The organism is Paenibacillus sp. FSL H7-0735 (assembly GCF_038008505.1).
GTDB lineage: Bacteria > Bacillota > Bacilli > Paenibacillales > Paenibacillaceae > Paenibacillus_AQ > Paenibacillus_AQ odorifer.
Genome location: NZ_JBBOZH010000002.1, coordinates 387778 through 404593 on the forward strand (window position 1 = coordinate 387778; position 16816 = coordinate 404593).

General features: G+C 44.2%; 17 protein-coding genes. 7 read left to right on the top strand and 10 right to left on the bottom strand.

Annotated features, from left to right (window positions below; genetic code table 11):
- The first annotated feature begins 179 nt into the window (after window positions 1-179).
- The 4 genes from NSS82_RS29330 to NSS82_RS29345 all read left to right on the top strand — a co-directional run bounded on the left by NSS82_RS29330 (window position 180) and on the right by NSS82_RS29345 (window position 4140).
- Window positions 180-1148: a Gfo/Idh/MocA family protein gene (locus tag NSS82_RS29330; protein WP_076272947.1), complete on the top strand. Its 969-nt coding sequence runs from the start codon at window positions 180-182 to the stop codon at window positions 1146-1148.
- Window positions 1149-1276: 128 nt separating this feature from the next.
- Window positions 1277-1819: a hypothetical protein gene (locus NSS82_RS29335; RefSeq protein ID WP_038573783.1), complete on the top strand. Its 543-nt coding sequence runs from the start codon at window positions 1277-1279 to the stop codon at window positions 1817-1819.
- A gap of 211 nt (window positions 1820-2030) precedes the next feature.
- Entirely contained in the window at window positions 2031-3239 is a 1209-nt protein-coding gene (locus tag NSS82_RS29340) for an MFS transporter (protein WP_076272948.1), read from the top strand.
- A 58-nt stretch (window positions 3240-3297) separates the two neighbouring features.
- Entirely contained in the window at window positions 3298-4140 is an 843-nt protein-coding gene (locus NSS82_RS29345) for an aldo/keto reductase (protein WP_076272949.1), read from the top strand.
- Window positions 4141-4144: 4 nt separating this feature from the next.
- Here the strand turns inward: NSS82_RS29345 and NSS82_RS29350 are convergent, their stop codons facing one another.
- The 4 genes from NSS82_RS29350 to rlmN all read right to left on the bottom strand — a co-directional run bounded on the left by NSS82_RS29350 (window position 4145) and on the right by rlmN (window position 7258).
- Window positions 4145-5074, bottom strand: a complete 930-nt coding sequence (locus tag NSS82_RS29350) for an AEC family transporter (RefSeq protein ID WP_038573789.1) — start codon at window positions 5072-5074, stop codon at window positions 4145-4147.
- 157 nt (window positions 5075-5231) lie between these two features.
- Window positions 5232-5711 (bottom strand): transcription elongation factor GreA, encoded by a 480-nt coding sequence (gene greA / locus NSS82_RS29355; protein WP_036682220.1) that lies wholly within the window; start codon window positions 5709-5711, stop codon window positions 5232-5234.
- Between the two features lie 109 nt (window positions 5712-5820).
- Entirely contained in the window at window positions 5821-6108 is a 288-nt protein-coding gene (locus NSS82_RS29360) for a DUF6509 family protein (protein ID WP_036682221.1), read from the bottom strand.
- A gap of 79 nt (window positions 6109-6187) precedes the next feature.
- Entirely contained in the window at window positions 6188-7258 is a 1071-nt protein-coding gene (rlmN, locus tag NSS82_RS29365; RefSeq protein WP_036682223.1) for a 23S rRNA (adenine(2503)-C(2))-methyltransferase RlmN, read from the bottom strand.
- A gap of 155 nt (window positions 7259-7413) precedes the next feature.
- Here rlmN and NSS82_RS29370 point away from each other — a divergent pair, with 155 nt between their 5' ends.
- Window positions 7414-8472, top strand: coding sequence for an endonuclease/exonuclease/phosphatase family protein (locus NSS82_RS29370; RefSeq protein WP_076272950.1), 1059 nt, complete (start codon window positions 7414-7416; stop codon window positions 8470-8472).
- A gap of 16 nt (window positions 8473-8488) precedes the next feature.
- Here the strand turns inward: NSS82_RS29370 and NSS82_RS29375 are convergent, their stop codons facing one another.
- The 4 genes from NSS82_RS29375 to NSS82_RS29390 all read right to left on the bottom strand — a co-directional run bounded on the left by NSS82_RS29375 (window position 8489) and on the right by NSS82_RS29390 (window position 11803).
- On the bottom strand, window positions 8489-9742 hold the full coding sequence (locus tag NSS82_RS29375) for a polysaccharide deacetylase family protein (RefSeq protein ID WP_076272951.1): 1254 nt from the start codon (window positions 9740-9742) through the stop codon (window positions 8489-8491).
- A 5-nt stretch (window positions 9743-9747) separates the two neighbouring features.
- Window positions 9748-10470 (bottom strand): hypothetical protein, encoded by a 723-nt coding sequence (locus NSS82_RS29380; protein WP_036682228.1) that lies wholly within the window; start codon window positions 10468-10470, stop codon window positions 9748-9750.
- Window positions 10471-10645: 175 nt separating this feature from the next.
- Window positions 10646-11311, bottom strand: a complete 666-nt coding sequence (locus NSS82_RS29385) for a glycosyltransferase (protein WP_235219468.1) — start codon at window positions 11309-11311, stop codon at window positions 10646-10648.
- A 135-nt stretch (window positions 11312-11446) separates the two neighbouring features.
- The gene (locus tag NSS82_RS29390) at window positions 11447-11803 is read right to left on the bottom strand and encodes a nucleotide excision repair endonuclease (RefSeq protein ID WP_036682230.1); all 357 of its coding nucleotides are present in this window, start codon (window positions 11801-11803) and stop codon (window positions 11447-11449) included.
- Between the two features lie 254 nt (window positions 11804-12057).
- On the opposite strand from NSS82_RS29390, the gene NSS82_RS29395 reads away from it, so the two are divergent.
- Window positions 12058-13548 carry a peptide MFS transporter gene (locus tag NSS82_RS29395; RefSeq protein WP_076272952.1) on the top strand — a complete coding sequence of 497 codons (1491 nt, stop codon included), beginning with the start codon at window positions 12058-12060 and terminating at the stop codon, window positions 13546-13548.
- A gap of 67 nt (window positions 13549-13615) precedes the next feature.
- On the opposite strand, the gene NSS82_RS29400 is transcribed toward NSS82_RS29395, so the two are convergent.
- Together NSS82_RS29400 and NSS82_RS29405 are read right to left on the bottom strand one after the other, a co-directional pair.
- Window positions 13616-15031 (bottom strand): hypothetical protein, encoded by a 1416-nt coding sequence (locus NSS82_RS29400; protein ID WP_076272953.1) that lies wholly within the window; start codon window positions 15029-15031, stop codon window positions 13616-13618.
- A 163-nt stretch (window positions 15032-15194) separates the two neighbouring features.
- Window positions 15195-15947 (bottom strand): SDR family NAD(P)-dependent oxidoreductase, encoded by a 753-nt coding sequence (locus NSS82_RS29405; protein WP_038573803.1) that lies wholly within the window; start codon window positions 15945-15947, stop codon window positions 15195-15197.
- Between the two features lie 187 nt (window positions 15948-16134).
- On the opposite strand from NSS82_RS29405, the gene NSS82_RS29410 reads away from it, so the two are divergent.
- Window positions 16135-16776: a TetR/AcrR family transcriptional regulator gene (locus NSS82_RS29410; protein ID WP_076105092.1), complete on the top strand. Its 642-nt coding sequence runs from the start codon at window positions 16135-16137 to the stop codon at window positions 16774-16776.
- Window positions 16777-16816: the final 40 nt, after the last annotated feature.

A 16816-nucleotide genomic window follows, 5' to 3' on the forward strand; every position in this document is an offset into this window, starting at 1 on the left:
TTCAACAGTTTGACGGATTTAGAACCCCCCGCTATACTGTAGACGATTGTTTTGCACATTTATCATTATATTGCACAAATGTGCTTAATATCAAAACTTTTATGGAGATGAATGGTTCAGATGGAATCAAGGTTATCTCTAAATAAAAACAAACAATCCAAACAGGTGAGGTGCTGGAAATGAATCCCTTAAAGTGGGCAATTGTAGGTCCGGGAAGTATAGCTGCCGAATTTGCGGCTGCGCTGAATGAAACGGGGGAAACATTGTATGCGGTTGGATCGCGGAGCTTAGAGAAAGCACAACAATTCGCTAATCAATATGGAGCCACGAAAGCTTATGGCAATTACAGTGAAATGCTGCAAGATCCCGCAATTGATGTAGTGTACATCTCTACGCCACATAGCAATCATTATGAATACATCATTGAAAGCTTACAGAATAACAAACATGTTCTCTGCGAAAAAGCAATCACAGTGAACAGCACACAACTTCAAGAGGTCACCCGACTTGCCGCTGAAAAGGATCTGGTTGTGGCCGAAGCTATGACCATCTACCATATGCCACTGTATAAGAAACTGCGGCAGCTCATTGATGACGGCATCATTGGGCGCCCCAAAATGGTGCAGGTCTCCTTTGGCAGCCATAAAGAATATGATGTGAACAACCGTTTCTTCAGCAAAGATCTGGCGGGCGGAGCACTGCTGGATATTGGGACGTATGCGTTGTCCTTCACAAGATTCTTCCTGTCCAAACAGCCCCATGAGATTCTTACTACAGTAAAACGATTCGAGACAGGAGTGGACGAGCAATCCGGCATTATTCTTAACAATGCTGCAGATGAAATGGCGGTAATCTCCCTTACAATGCGCTCTAAAATGCCTAAACGGGGCGTGGTTGCAGGAGAATTAGGCTTTATTACCGTAGACAATTTCCCGCGGGCCAGCAAAGCCACCATTCAATATTTGGATGGCACAGTAGAGACGATTGAGGCTGGAGATACAGCCAAGGCTTTACAATACGAGATTGAAGATATGCGGCGGTATATTGCAGATAAAAGCCATAAAGAGACCCTCGACCTCTCCTTGGATGTCATGGACATTATGAGCAATGTCCGGGAGCAATGGGGGATCAAATATAGCTTTGAATAAATAAACCGATTATTAGGCAGCAACTTAGGCAAATGATTGTTTTTCGAGGTGGTCCGCCCTTATTCATCACTTAATCCCCCCATCTGCATTAATGTTAATGAAGTCAAAGTATGGGAGAGTGAATATGGGTGGCCTATAAAAGAGACCGGATCGTTGTCATTATTCAAAAAGGAAAACGGCGCATAATTACAAGGACCCCACTCCACGGAGTGGACAGATTAATCTTTGTCATCAACAATCAATATACGAACGCCCCCAACACTACACAAATTGCAAGCGGTGCAGGACGCAGCAGTGCAAGCGGCAATAATGCCGCCATTGCTTCTCCCTATACACGCCAACAACAAAGTGTCGGCGCAGGCGGTGATGCGACTAACCTAGGCAGTGGGGGCAACAAACGCGGCAAAGCTAAGCCCCTCTTATTATATCCTTATCGCAAAGAAGTTGTGGTCGTTATCAATACCCAGACGGTTAAACTGCCTAAACGGAGCCAGAATGCCTCCGCAACTCAGGTAGCAAGCGGAGGCGGAACGTTCAGCACCGGTGGAACAAACTCCGCTATTGAAAGTCCAGGAACAAGACAGCAACAGGCGGTTGGTGGAGGATCGGGTGGGCACGCCACTAACAAAGGCACAACTAAACGGCGCCACCTCAAACAACGGTCTCGTTAACCCTTTCGGGACTATATAACAAGCATAGCAAAAAGCATGGGCAAACCCGACGAGATCAGGGCGCCCATGCTTTTTTTTGGGTTTGGTGAGTTGCGTTACAGGTACTTTTTAGTACCTATAGCACTTTAAAGTACGTACTATACTTAATGGACAGATCTCTTCATAATAGCACTTACCGGCCGGTGATTAACACAGCGTAGGAGTGAAAGAAATGTCCTTAGATAAAAGAAGAAGCACCTTGGCGCTCTTAGCTCTAGCCATTAGTGCCTTTGCGATTGGAACCACTGAGTTTATCAGTGTGGGGCTGCTGCCTCTAATCGCCACGGATCTGCATATACCGGTAACCACAGCCGGGTTGACCGTTACTTTATACGCTTTAGGAGTAACTTTTGGCGCACCCATCTTAACGTCGCTAACCACGTTGATATCACGCAAAACATTGCTGCTAAGCATTATGATCGTTTTTATTATCGGCAATAGTCTTGCGGCGGCTGCGGACGGGATTACATTGCTGTTAATCGCGAGAGTGATTTCCGCCCTGGCCCATGGCTTGTTCATGTCGATTGCTTCGACCATTGCCGCCGACCTCGTGCCTGAGGATCGTAAGGCCAGTGCCATTGCCATCATGTTCACTGGACTTACAGTAGCTACTGTTACTGGCGTTCCGCTAGGTACGTTCCTTGGTCAACAACTCGGCTGGCGTGCTGCATTTGTTGCTATCATTGCAATCGGGCTTATAGCACTCATCGGCAATCTGATCCTTGTTCCTTCATCCGGGCTGCGCAAAGGTACCCACACACCCCTTCGTGAGCAAGTTAAGCTGGTCACCAATGGGCGTTTACTGCTTGCCTTCGCGATTACAGCTTTGGGCTATGGGGGCACATTTGTAGTCTTTACTTATTTATCGCCCCTTCTGCATGAGATCAGCGGATTCAAAGAGAATACAGTCGCCGTCATCTTGCTTGTCTACGGCATTGCGATTGCCATCGGGAACGTGATTGGAGGTAAAGCCGCCAACCGCAAACCAATGAATGCTCTATTCTATATGTTTGCAGTCCAAGCTGTCGTCTTATTTGTCTTAGCTTTTACCGCACCTTACAAGGTTGCCGCACTGATTACGATCTTCTTTATGGGACTGTTAGCTTTCATGAACGTGCCCGGCTTGCAAGTACATGTTGTTACGCTTGCAGATCGATATGCGCCAAGTGCACGAGATGTAGCTTCTGCATTAAATATTGCTGCTTTTAACGCTGGTATTGCCATTGGTGCGTACCTTGGCGGCATCGTCACAGATCATATGGGACTGATTCATACCACTTGGGTAGGTGCAATCATGGTTCTGTCCGCAGTATTACTGACGGCATGGAGCCGTGCTCTGGAGAAGAAAGATGAGGCTCCTCTCCAGACTAAAGCTGCTTAAACAGCAGTCCATTAACAACCCAAACAAACTTTTAAATATCTTAGGAGGTTACTTTATTATGGCTCAACATCTACAGGATACAACTACATTACACAACGGTGTAAATATGCCTTGGCTAGGGCTTGGCGTATTTAAAGTAGAAGAAGGCGCAGAACTGATACAAGCGATCAAGTCCGCTATTAAACACGGTTACCGCAGCATTGACACTGCCGCAATTTATGAGAATGAAACAGGCGTGGGACAAGCCATCCAAGAGGCTCTACAAGAGAACAACTTGTCCAGAGAAGAACTTTTCGTAACCACAAAGGTCTGGACCGCAGATATGGGCTACGAAGAGACCATTGCCGCCTACGAGACTAGCTTAGCTAAACTCGGACTTGAATACCTGGATTTGTACCTTATTCACTGGCCTGTAAAAGGAAAATATAAAGAGTCTTGGAGAGCGCTTGAAACGTTGTATAAAGAGGGCCGGGTAAAAGCCATTGGGGTCAGCAACTTCCAGATTCACCATCTTGAAGATGTACTGAAGGATGCTGAGATTAAGCCGATGGTCAATCAAGTTGAATTACATCCCTATTTGAATCAGCAAGAGCTGCTCGACTTCTGCAAAGAGCAAGGAATCCAATTAGAAGCTTGGTCTCCGTTAATGCAAGGTCAATTGTTCGATCAGCCTGTACTGAAACAAATTGCTGCCAAACATGACAAATCCGTCGCTCAAGTTATTGTCCGTTGGGACCTGCAACGTGGGATTATCACTATTCCTAAGTCTACTAAAGAACACCGGATCATCGAAAATGTAGACGTGTTTGATTTCAATTTATCTGACGAGGATATGACTCTAATTAACTCTCTCAACCAAGATCAACGGGTAGGTCCAGACCCAGATCATTTTGATTTCTAAGGGCTTACGCACCTTGCACTAACACTATAAGCACCGGCAACACGAGAAACGAAGCAAGCGTCGTCCACAAAATACATTTGGATACCAGCTCCGGTGAGGCATTAAAGCGCTCGGCTAACACTACGGCGTTGACGGCAACTGGCATAGAAGCCAAAATCAGCAGCACAGAGAACAAGGTCCCGGTTATTTGCAGGATCGATAATCCGAGGTAAGCCACTAGCGGCGCTAAGATTAATCGAATCGACATCCCTGTCCAAAAAGTAGACTGGCCCTTGCGTGCGGATGGCATGGTTCTCACTTTAACCATCTGTGCGCCAAGGATCGCCAGTACCACCGGCGAATATCCTCCAGCTACCAAGGCAACCCCTGTAGCCACCTCTGTAGGCAAATGCAGGCCAAAGATGCGGAGAAGAAGGGCCAACAGAGCTGCGTAAATGGCAGGAAGCGAAAAGACCGATTTCACTGCATTTTTTACCGAAAACTGAGATCTTGCTGCAAAATAAACGCCTATCGTATTCACGATAATCATCTGTCCGATCACATATACAGAGGCCTTATCGAGACCAAGCTGTCCGAAAGCTAGCAACACCAGCGGAAGTCCATAATTCACGCTATTCGTAAACGTTGAAATCAAGGTCAGACCGGATACTTCGGATGGATCTAGCTTCAATAATTTTCCGACTATATTCGCAATCGCCCATAAGAAGATTAGATTTAGAAGCGAAAAGGCGAGCGTCCTATAAATATCATTCATGGATATCTCGGCAGTAGCCAATGTATTTAAAATAATTGCCGGCGTTAAAAAGTATAGATAAAGCGTCAATAACGGCTTCGTATCCAGATTCTTAAACCGCCCAAGCAGCGCACCCACGATCACAGGAATGGACAAGGGCACGATGACTTGGTATAACGTCGATAACACACTTTGGATCATGAATAGAACTCCTCTGCTGTAGTTTACTTCAAACTATAAGCGCAACAGCGCAGAACGTCTAAGATATGAAATCAATATACCTCATAGCCAAAACCTATCATGCCAACAAAAAAAGCTCCCAGCCCTTACAAAGGGTTGAGAGCTTTTCGGTATATTGTTACATCATTTTGATCTCAAGCAACTCATATTTAATGATGCCCATCGGTGCATTTACACTAACAATATCGCCGACCTTTTTACCCAGCAATTCCTTGCCTAGCGGGCTTTCATAGGAAATCTTGTTATTAAGAACATCTGCCTCAGCAGCTCCAACAATTCTATATTCGATCTTCTCCGAATATTCGATGTCATTCAGAATAACAATACAACCCATACTAACCTTTGACAGATCCATTTGGCTCTCATCCACGATCTTGGCTTTGGTCAACATTTTCTCCAGAATCATAATACGAGTCTCCATGAACGATTGATCGTCCTTGGCCGAATGGTACTCACTATTTTCCTTCAAGTCTCCATAGCTGATCGCCAATTTAAGCCGTGCCGCCAATTCCTTACGCCCTGCGCCTTTCAATTCCTTCAGCTCTTCCTCTAATTGAGCCAACCCTTCTTTGGTCAAGAACACTTCTTCATTAGACATGTATACAACTCCTATTTAGATAATTTACAGCTTGAACATATAAATGCTTATATTTTAAAAAAATCCCTGCCACAATTGAACATTGGGCAAGGAGGTCAATGCTGCTTAATTATTCTGGCAAATGCTCTTTACAAAAAAGGAGTAACGCTTCTTCCTCGTCCTCTTCCATATCGAAATCGAGCAGTTGACCTGAAGTTGTCTCCTGTAGATCATAACTTACGATGCTGACTTGATCTTCATCCACCTTAATAATCGCTCTAGCGGATACTCCGTTCTCTACATACAGCTCATCATCCTCTGGAACGTCCAGTTGAACGACAAATTCATACCGTTTACCGGTTAGTATACCGAAAGGATCTTTTACATTCTCCACATTGTAGCCCGTAAATGTCAACATAACTCAATCAACCTCTTTTCCTAATACCTGCCACGTCATTGTATCACAAAAAGTAACATATTGTTGTCGAGGTAGTCCATCAAGCCATGGCTTTGGATTTCTTGATTTGTTTGCTTCGCAGCTGTCCGCAGGCAGCATCAATATCCACACCATGCTCCAGACGAGTGCTTACGCTGACACCCTGCTTCTTCAAGGTATCAAAAAAGGCCCGCACCGTCTCCCGCTCGCTTCTTTGATATTGGCTGTGTTCATCCACCGGGTTATAAGGAATCAAATTCACATTGACGAGCGGGCGTCGATCGCCAATCAGCTCGGCCAGTTCAAGCGCATGCTCTCTGCCGTCGTTTACATCCTTCATCAGAATGTATTCCAGCGTAATTCTCCGCTTGGTTTTCTCCAAATAATAATCTATAGACTCCATTAGCTTCTCTATTGGAATGGCCTTGTTAATCTTCATGATCTGCGTCCGCAGTTCATTATTAGGGGCATGCAAAGAAACCGCCAGGTTCACCTGCGTATTCGCATCCGCAAATTCAACGATTTTGTTAGCCAATCCGCTCGTTGATACGGTAATCCCTCTACCCGCAATTGCTAGTCCCTTGTGATCTTTGACAATCGCCAGGAAATCGAGCAGGTTCTTGAAGTTATCGAATGGCTCGCCAATGCCCATCACTACGACGTGACTGACCTTTTGATCCAGGTTCGCCGCATCCAGATGCTGCTGGACCTTCATAATCTGCTCCACAATCTCTCCGCTGGAGAGATCACGGCTCTTCGCCAACAGCCCACTTGCACAGAAGCTGCAGCCGATATTGCAGCCCACTTGCGTGGTTACACATACAGACAAGCCGTATTTCTGTCTCATAAGCACTGTCTCGATCAGGTTGCCATCCTTTAGGCGGAACAGGAACTTAATCGTTCCATCCGCAGATTCCTGCTTCACATGTTCTTCCAAGGTATGAATGACAAAATTCTGCTCTAATAATTCTACACAATCTTTATTTACATCGAGCATTTCCGAAAAGTCTGTAATCCGCTTCCGATAAAGCCAATCCCAGACCTGCGTAGCCCGAAACTTTTTATGTCCACGTTCTAACAGCCATGCCGCCAGTTGATCAAAAGTTAATCCATAAATGGATTCTATATTCATTCGTTATCCTCTTTTCAAAACGTTAAAGTTCAGACCATCACTACTCATTGTCTCAAATTTTTTTTATTAAAACAAGGGGAGTTATTGGGTTGTGTCGAAGTTTACACCATTAAAGTCTGTTCTATGAACATGTATCTAAGGAGCGATGGAATCATATGGGTTCAACAAGAATAAAAGCAATCAGTCTCACCCTTCTAGCTGCCGTTCTAATCCTTGGCGGTTTTTTAGTGTATATTACCCTCACTGACTACAAACCACAGGAGATTACTACCCTTACTGTAAACAATAATCCGCAGCAAGTACTGAAGCAGGGAGAGTCCTTCTCGGTAACCACCTTTAATATTGGCTACGCCGGGTTGGATAAAGGCCAAGATTTCTTTATGGATGGCGGAACAAAGTCACGCTCAAGCAGTAGGGAACAAACGAAGACAAACCTTGAGGCCGTAGCGTCCCTTATGACAACTACAGACTCGGACCTGTTCATGTTGCAGGAGGTCGACGTCGATTCTTCCCGTAGCAACGGTATAGATGAAGTCTCTTTCTTGTCGAATAAGTTCGCTGATTACAGCAATGTTTTCGCGACCAACTACAAGGTACCTTGGGTACCACTTCCAGTTCTTGATCCGATGGGCTCGGTGAACAGCGGTTTATTAACTTTATCCCGTTTTAACAGCACAAGTAATATTAGATATGATCTCCCGGGCAAAGAAACCTGGCCTCGCCAACAGTTTGATCTCGATCGTGCTTTTGTGGAGAGCAGATTGCCCGTTGATAACGGAAAAGAACTGATTCTGATCAATCTTCATTTATCAGCTTTTGACCAAGGCGGAACGATTCGTAAACAGCAGTTGGAGTATTTATCGGCTTATATCAAGAAGGAGAATGACAAAGGGAATTACCTCATCTTAGGGGGAGATTGGAACCATTCCCTTCCGGGTACAGCTCCTGATGCTTTCGAGACAACGCAGGATTGGCCGCAATGGCTGCAAGAATTCCCAGAACATTTTCAACAGGGCTTTCAGTGGGCCGTAGATGCCAAGGTACCCTCCGTCCGGACGCTCGATGTTGCCTATTCAGAAGGTGTGAATTTCCGCGCAGTGATTGATGGCTTTCTAGTCTCACCAAACGTCAGCATAAGCGGCGTACAGGGTCATGAGTTATCCTTCGAACACAGTGATCACAACCCTGTAACAGCCACTTTTATTCTGCAATAACATGGATTCTCTGATTCTATTTAAACACAACAAATTTCAGGTTTTTCTCTTGAAAATACTTAATGATAGCAGGCAAAGCTTCTACAGTAATCTTCTTTTCGTGAAATAGATAGACTCCGCCGGACGGATCGGCATGATGAACATATTGAAGAATATCCTCTGGGTTCTTGACGTTCCAATCCTCGGGATCACGATTCCACAATAATACCTTCATCTGCTGTTCCGTCACCTTGGCGGTTAACTTGTCATTGATCGCCCCATATGGCGGCCGAAAAATAGTAATCGGTGATTGTGTAATTTCCTCCAGCGCCTGATTAGTCTTCGCCAAGTTAATCCGGTTCTCCTCAACGCCATTAGCAGTCATTTTGCTATGATCCCACGAATGACTCCCAACCGACATCTTATGCTCATTAGCATACCTAACGGCTTCCGCATTATGAGCTACCTTATTCCCAATGAATAAAAAGGTGGCAGCCACCTTATGTTCTACTAGAATATCTACAATCTCTTTCGTATACTTTGACGGTCCATCATCAAATGACAAGGCAACATAACCCTTTGGCAAGCTATACAAAAATTCATTCTCAGGTAATTCATACTTTTCGTACGGTAATGTCTGTTCTTGAGGAGGGACTGAAGGTTCTGGTGTAGGCTCGGCTTGCTGGTTATGAACCGATATCGTCTGCGCAAGGGTAACGAACGGTACCGAAAGTAATGGCTCAGAGTCGGCCCCTAATACGGGTTCCTCCAGCGCTTCAGCACTATCTACGAGTTGTCCATCCATTCGCAGAGGTAACACAAATATCAAACAAGCGAACATGAGACACAGCAGTGCAACCAGTCCAATTCGTTTGGTCTTCTTTCTGCTTATCCTATGCCCTGGTTCTGTAGAGGGAAGCATGGTCTGAACTACCCTCTCCTCTTCTACTTGAGGATAGTCCTGCTGCTTTAATTGAAGAAGTTGGTTTACATAATTTTCAGAACAGGCAAAATACAATGTTTCGCTGTAAGCTCTGTTCATTATAATCAGCGTGCTGTAGTAACTATTCCGAAACGGATCCCACTTCGGATACAGCGACAATCTCATTCTCCCTCCGGAAAAGGGACCTAGCGCCTTCAATTGTTCGTATGTAAATTCATCTATGGTGAGCTTGCTTCTTGCGTACCCAACATTACGGGTTAGACCTACCTCAATCTGATAACCGGCCTGTTCATGCTCAAGCGACAGTAACTCAATCATTAGAATGGTGTCCGGTTCCTTAGGTGCCATGAATCCTATGTATCTCCGTTTCCATCGTTTCGATCCGTCAGACTACTGCCACTCCCAAAAGGAACCGTCATCCGATTGGTAAAATCGCTGATCATACCCGAGAGATACGCCTTTTCTTGGCGAATCGTATCGTACTTCTGTTTTAAATGTGCATTCTCAATCTCAACCCGTCCGATTTTCTCTTCCAGATCATTCATCTTTTTAAGTTTCTCTGCATGGGCTTCGTTATGTTTTTGAATCAGATTTACATATTTTTGCTGCTCCAGCTCAATGGTACTCTTTAATTCCTCGATCTCAGCTGTGAGCGCAGTTTGAAGCTCGCGGTAATCCTCCAGCACTTGATCGACCTTCAAATTTCTCTCAATCAACTTATGCTCAAGCTCGCGGACATTCTTTTCTCTTTCCTCAATGACCTTATTAAGGTTTTTCATATCCCGGTTTAATCGCTCCACATGACTGCTGGAATGGGTCAACCGATCCTGAAGCTCATTAATATTGGTCTCCGCATGTTGTCTGGCCTGAATAATCTGCTCCACGGAGAAGATCAAATCGAGTGATTTTTTATCAAGCTGAGCTTTGCCTGTCGTAACCAATCCAGCTAAAGTCTCGTCCGAGGTCTTTTCTTCTATTTCTTCGACCTGATCATCTAATAACTGTACCTTTTGAACCATATCCGACTTGGATTGCTTATCCACTGAATCTTTCTTTTTAAAAAAGGGGGAAATCATCGATTTTATCACCTCAATTATAAAAAAATGTCAAAAAATGTCGAGTGCCCACGAGTCTATTATAGTTTACTTATCTTGTATGTAAGTGAGCCTTTATATCTAACTTTCTGAAATGCACCTAAAGACCTATTTTCTTCTGCAAAATAAAAAAAGCACCCCTTCGGGTGCTTTGATTTCAATTGAATTTATCGGGAAATTGTTTGATCAATCCCTCGGTTAAGATATCTGCGAACATGATCATATGCTCCAGCCCTTTATCAAATGCGACAATTTCGGCATCCCAATCCTTTTTAACTCTAGCCGTCACGTCATCAGTAATCAATTCCAGATGTTCATGAAGCATTTCCTTTAATTGTTCATAAGAATATTTGGGATTCTGACTACTAAGGAACTTGGCAATGTCATCGGCGTTGGTATACCACTCTTTATTGTATTTTTCCACATCGGCCTGATTTCCAGCCTTCGCAGCATCTAGGACTTTTCCGGCAATAAGAATATGCTCCCGCAATAATTGAGCTACCTTATCTCCAACTGCCTCACCGTAATACGGTTTAAAGGCATCCCCTATGTCCTGCTGATTCTGTAACAGCCTTGCCAGTACCTTCTCCTTATCCTCGGAATCTGCAAAGGCGCTAACAATGTAGTTTTTTGTCCATACCACATGATCGATCCATAACTTCCTAAGATTATCCTTAAGCTCAATTACGGAAGGGGTTAAGCATTGCTTGTGGGAGCTCTTTTTCTCTTTAGCTGCTGCAGCATCAGCAATTGTAGGTGTAACACTTACAACCAGAAACATACACAATAAGGTTAGCTTCAACATCAAATTCTTATTTTTCAATATGACCTATCTCCTTGTGAACAGTAATGGATTTGAATATCTTGTATATTGTGCACCTTTACTTCCATTTCATTCACAGCTGATCTCAGAACACAAAAAAAGCACCATCACGTGGACGGCGCCTGAGTCTAACTATTATCTAAACATCACTTTGTCTACATTGTATTTAGATTTCAGTTCATTAATGATATAGGTTTCGTAGATCTCTCTATGAACTGGACTTTCGATTAAACATACATCAATTCTGGTGACCTCGTCCCGATGTTGCTTGATGTCAGATACGGTGTCTTCAAAATGTTTTTTAATTCTTGGTCTTAACTTTCTCGCTTTACCTACAAACAACAACTCATCTTGATCATTGTAGAACATAAAGATACCGCCGTAATCTCTCGGAATCAGGTGAAAATCAGTAAATCCGTAAATATTGCTTAACTGCGGGTTAATTTGTTTAGTAATACTAACATCCGCTTTGGGAATCGTTATGTTGATCATTAGCTCACGTCCTCTTTCTATATAGGAGTAAATAGTATCATAAATCGCTAAGTAAGACCATTCAATCTGGCGCAGTCAAATAAATACAATAAAAGCAAGTTCGATTGATCTAATGGAAATATTACTAAAAATATGGCATTATTCAAAGCCTTCCTGCCCAAGGGTTGCGGTCTTAGACAGGAGAGGATTATAAATAAAATAGAGGCGTTTGCATCATGATATATAGATATTTGTCATCTAGGAGGATTTGATTCATGGCAGTAACAGACCGGCAAAAAATAGTAGATAGCGTCCCGCAAAAGGGTTTCTTCGGACATCCTAAGGGACTTTTCACCCTTTTCTTCACAGAATTTTGGGAGCGTTTCTCTTATTATGGCATGCGAGCTATCCTTGTCTACTACATGTATTATGAAGTAAGCCAAGGCGGCCTCGGATTACCTGAAGATATGGCACTTTCTATTATGTCTATCTATGGATCGCTTGTATATATGTCAGGGATCATCGGAGGCTGGCTTGCAGATCGGCTTCTCGGAACTTCGAGGGCTGTTTTCTACGGCGGCGTTTTAATCATGTTCGGGCATATACTACTGGCTATTCCAGGCAATACCACATTATTTTTTGCTTCGATGGTTTTAATCGTACTCGGAACGGGTCTACTGAAACCCAATGTTTCAAGTATTGTCGGCGAAATTTATAGCGAGCAGGATAACCGCCGTGACGCTGCCTTCAGCATTTTTTATATGGGCATCAACTTGGGAGGATTTCTCTCCCCACTAATTGTTGGCGCAGTAGGCATGAATAATTTCCATCTAGGTTTCTCGATTGCCGCAGTCGGAATGTTTATTGGACTAGTCGTTTATATTATGACTCGCACAAAAAATCTGGGTCTGGCCGGTACGATTGTACACAACCCTATTCCTGCAGATCAGAAGAAAAAAATCTTTACTTGGATTGGTGTAGGATTAGTTGTACTTGCGATTTTGATTACGATCGGCATTCTTACCGGAGTGCTTACCTTTGAAACATTAATAAAAATAGTAGGGGTATTAGGCTTACTTATTCCTACGATGTATTTCATTATGATGTACCGCAGTCCCAAAACAACAGCCGTTGAACGGTCAAGAATTCTCGCATACATTCCTTTATTTATCGCATCGATTATGTTCTGGGCGATTCAAGAGCAGACTTCCACAGTTCTAGCTAGTTTCGCTGATAAACGGACCCAATTGGATTTTGTAGGCTTACACATTTCTCCTGCTTGGTTCCAATCGCTTAACCCGCTGTTTATTATCACTCTTGCACCTATATTTGCCTGGTTGTGGTTAAAGCTCGGTAACCGTCAACCCTCGATTCCGCAAAAGTTCTCGCTTGGTTTATTGTTTGCCGGTTTATCCTTCCTGGTGATTCTAGTACCTGCTTATTTCGGTGGAGCTAATTCACTTGTGAATCCATTATGGCTGGTACTCAGCTATTTTATCATCGTAATCGGGGAGTTATGCTTGTCCCCTGTGGGCTTATCAGCAACGACCAAACTGGCACCAGCGGCTTTTACCGCTCAAATGATGAGTATGTGGTTCTTATCGAATGCCGCTGCCCAAGCAATTAATGCTCAGATTGTGAAGTTCTATACCCCGGATACCGAAATGATGTATTTTGGAGTAATTGGCGGAGTGGCCCTTATCCTTGCGCTTATCCTCTTCCTATTCGCTTCCAAAATTCAGAATTTCATGAAAGGGATACATTAAACACACCCAAAGGCTGCCCGAGATTCTCTCGGCAGCCTTTTTTTGGTTTCCTATAGTTATCCAACCTCTACACCAGAAACATGGCGACAATCGTCGTGACTACCAGCCCAATCAATACAGGCTTAACATTCCGTCTCACCAGCTCAAAGGGGCTTACTCCGCAAATAGCGGCGGCCGGAATCAATGCCCACGGAATCAGCGTGCCTCCACCCACCCAAATGGCAGCTACCTGACCCAGCGCAGTTAAAGTCGCCGCATCGGAATGTGTGGCCACCGCAAACAATTTCCCAATGGACCCGGCAAGTGAAATGCCCGAGAACCCTGAACCATCTAGGCCTGTAATGGCTCCGGTTATAGTTGCGGTCACAGCACCCACTGCGCCGTTCAGAGGAACGTTATGAGCTAGAGCGACCCCTAGATCATTTACAATCCCCTGAGATGCGGCGGGCAGCACTTTGCCGAATAATTCAGCAAACGCCGAATCCCCCAGATAGAAAAAAGCGGCAATCGGTATCACAGGACCAAATACTTTGAAGCCAAACGTAAGTCCATCAATCAGATAAGAAGTTACTTGCTCCAATCCTTTATTACGATGTGCCAACAAGGTGACTACAACCAAAATGAATACCGCAGTTCCACCAACTAAGGCAGTTGCATCTCCACCCTGCAAATCGAGCAGGAACATGCCTGCTACATCGGCTAAAAACAGGATGGGAATGGCGATGGCCAGCCATTTTTTCAATGCTGGATGAATCACCGCTGGATCCTCTGCCGTATCATTCTCTGCAGATAACGCACTCCCGGCACTTTTCCCGGCAATAAGCCCGTCTCGCCAAGTTCCCTTCTTCTGATCTCTGCGCATCATCCAATACGCCGTTATCGTAGTCACCACGCCCATAACAATTACAAGCGGAACACTCGCCTCCATGACACTGGTCACTGGAAGTCCTGCCGCATCTGCTGTTAATTTAGGCGCACCTTGAATAATATAATCACCTGAGAGTGCAATCCCGTGGCCAAATAAATTCATTGCCATCGCCGCTCCAAGAGCAGGCAGTCCCACTCGAATGGCAACCGGCAGCAGCACAACCCCGATCAAGGCCACTGCGGGTGAAGGCCAGAAGAACCATGAGGTGACCATCATAATCAGACCGATCCCCCAAAAGGCTATGAACGGTGTGCGCAAAAAGCGGGTAAGTGGAGCAACCATGATCTCGTTAATCCCCGTGCGTGTTAATACCCGGCTCATGGCTACTATGATCGAAATAATCATGATCGTACCCATTAGCTCCTTGGTTGCATATACAAAAGAGTTGAATACACCCGTGACTGAACCACTGACGGTTTCCGTGGCTAACCACCCAAGTACAAAGATGCCCGCAATACAGATCATCGTTGTGTCCCGTCTCTTGATCAGAAGTGCCATTATAAATATGATAAATGCCAGATATACATAATGGAGCGCTGTTAACTGGATGCCCATCTCTGCACCACACCCTTCTCCTACTATCCGAGTGCTATATGGTATGCAGGGGTGTAGGCTAATGTTCGGTAGAAATAGACCTAAAACAGCAAAAGAAGCCGTCCCGCGCGTAGAGAAAATCTACGTATGGGACGGCTTCTTAGTGTTTCTTAATTAAAGATTATTATTTAGCTACGACTCCGCCATCAACCGGCAGCTCAACACCTGTAATGTAAGAAGCTTCATCAGAAGCCAAGAACAATACAGCTTCAGCTACTTCAGAAGCACGACCAACACGTGGCAGCGCAGTCTGAGACATAAAGAAGCTATGCATTTTTTCGTTATTTACAAATTCAGCACTCATTGGGGTTTCGATAAATCCTGGGTGAACAGAGTTCACACGAATGTTATCTTTACCAAAGTCTACAGCTGCTGCTTTACTTAGCATACGAACTGCACCTTTAGAAGCTGTATAAGCACCAGCACCGCTGCTGCCAGTCAAACCTGCGATGGATGAAATATTAACGATAGAACCACCTTTATTATTCTTCATTTGAGGAACAACATGCTTCATGCCAAGGAATACGCTGCTCACGTTGATGTTCATTACTTTGTTCCATTGATCAACAGTGGATTCGAGCAATTGAACCGGGAATGAGATCCCTGCATTGTTTACCAAAATGTCGATTTTCCCGAACTTGCTAATCACATCTTCTACAACCTTGATCCAGTCTTCTTCGGAAGCCACATTATGTGCATAAGCTGCTGCTTGTCCACCATTTGCTTCAATTTCCTTCACAACTGCTTGTACGGCAGCCTCGTTAATATCAGTTGCCACAACTGTAGCGCCCTCTTTGGACAATAAAAGGGCTTCTTCACGGCCCATGCCACTGCCTGCACCTGTAATAATTGCTACTTTATTAGTTAGACGATTCATAATTAGGTCTCCTCTATAATCGTATTGTGATATAATATTTGAGTGATGATAGTCACACTATCACTGTGATATACATCATATCATTTTTGTAAAAGAACTACAACCACTCCTTGCTTAATCCAATAAACGGTGGATATAATACTAATAATTGAAAATCCCAATCAAAAAATGGAAGGGTCTAGCCCTCATGAATCCTAAAACACGATACGAAAAAGAAAGATCCGATGGTAAGCAGCAACGATTAATTACGATCCTCGAATCCGCAGAACGAGTATTATCACAAAAAGGAATCGAAAAGTCGACGATGCAAGATGTCGCAAGCGAAGCCAATATCGGGATTGCGACGTTATTTCGCTATTTTCCCAGAAAAGAAAAACTCGTAGTGGCTGTAGCCACCCGAATGCTGGAGCCTATGCTCGATCATTTTAAATACGTAGCGGACTTGCCCCTTACTTGTCTTGAACAAATCGAGAAATTATTTGATTTCTTTATTCAGGATCAGAATCATCTAAGTATTATTTTTATGGTCAATTTCGAAAGCTACGCCTCACACTCAAGTGAGCCTGTTGAGGATGTTCTAAGTTTCAATGCACTCAACCGCAAAATTTGGCATGAATACTCCAGGATCATTCAAAATGGGGTAGAAGACGGTTCTATTCGTGCGGGTCTCCCCGTAAAAGAGACCTTAATTACGCTCATGAATAGCTTTGCCCTCTTTTCCAGAAAACTAACGATGAAAAAAAACATTCTCCTGCTGGAATCGGATCTAGACTCCGACGATCAGCTTGAGCTGCTTAAACAAATTTTTCTGGATCATTTAAAAGCCTAAAAAGCGCCAGTTTCCTTAGGAGGGGAACTTGGCGCTTTTT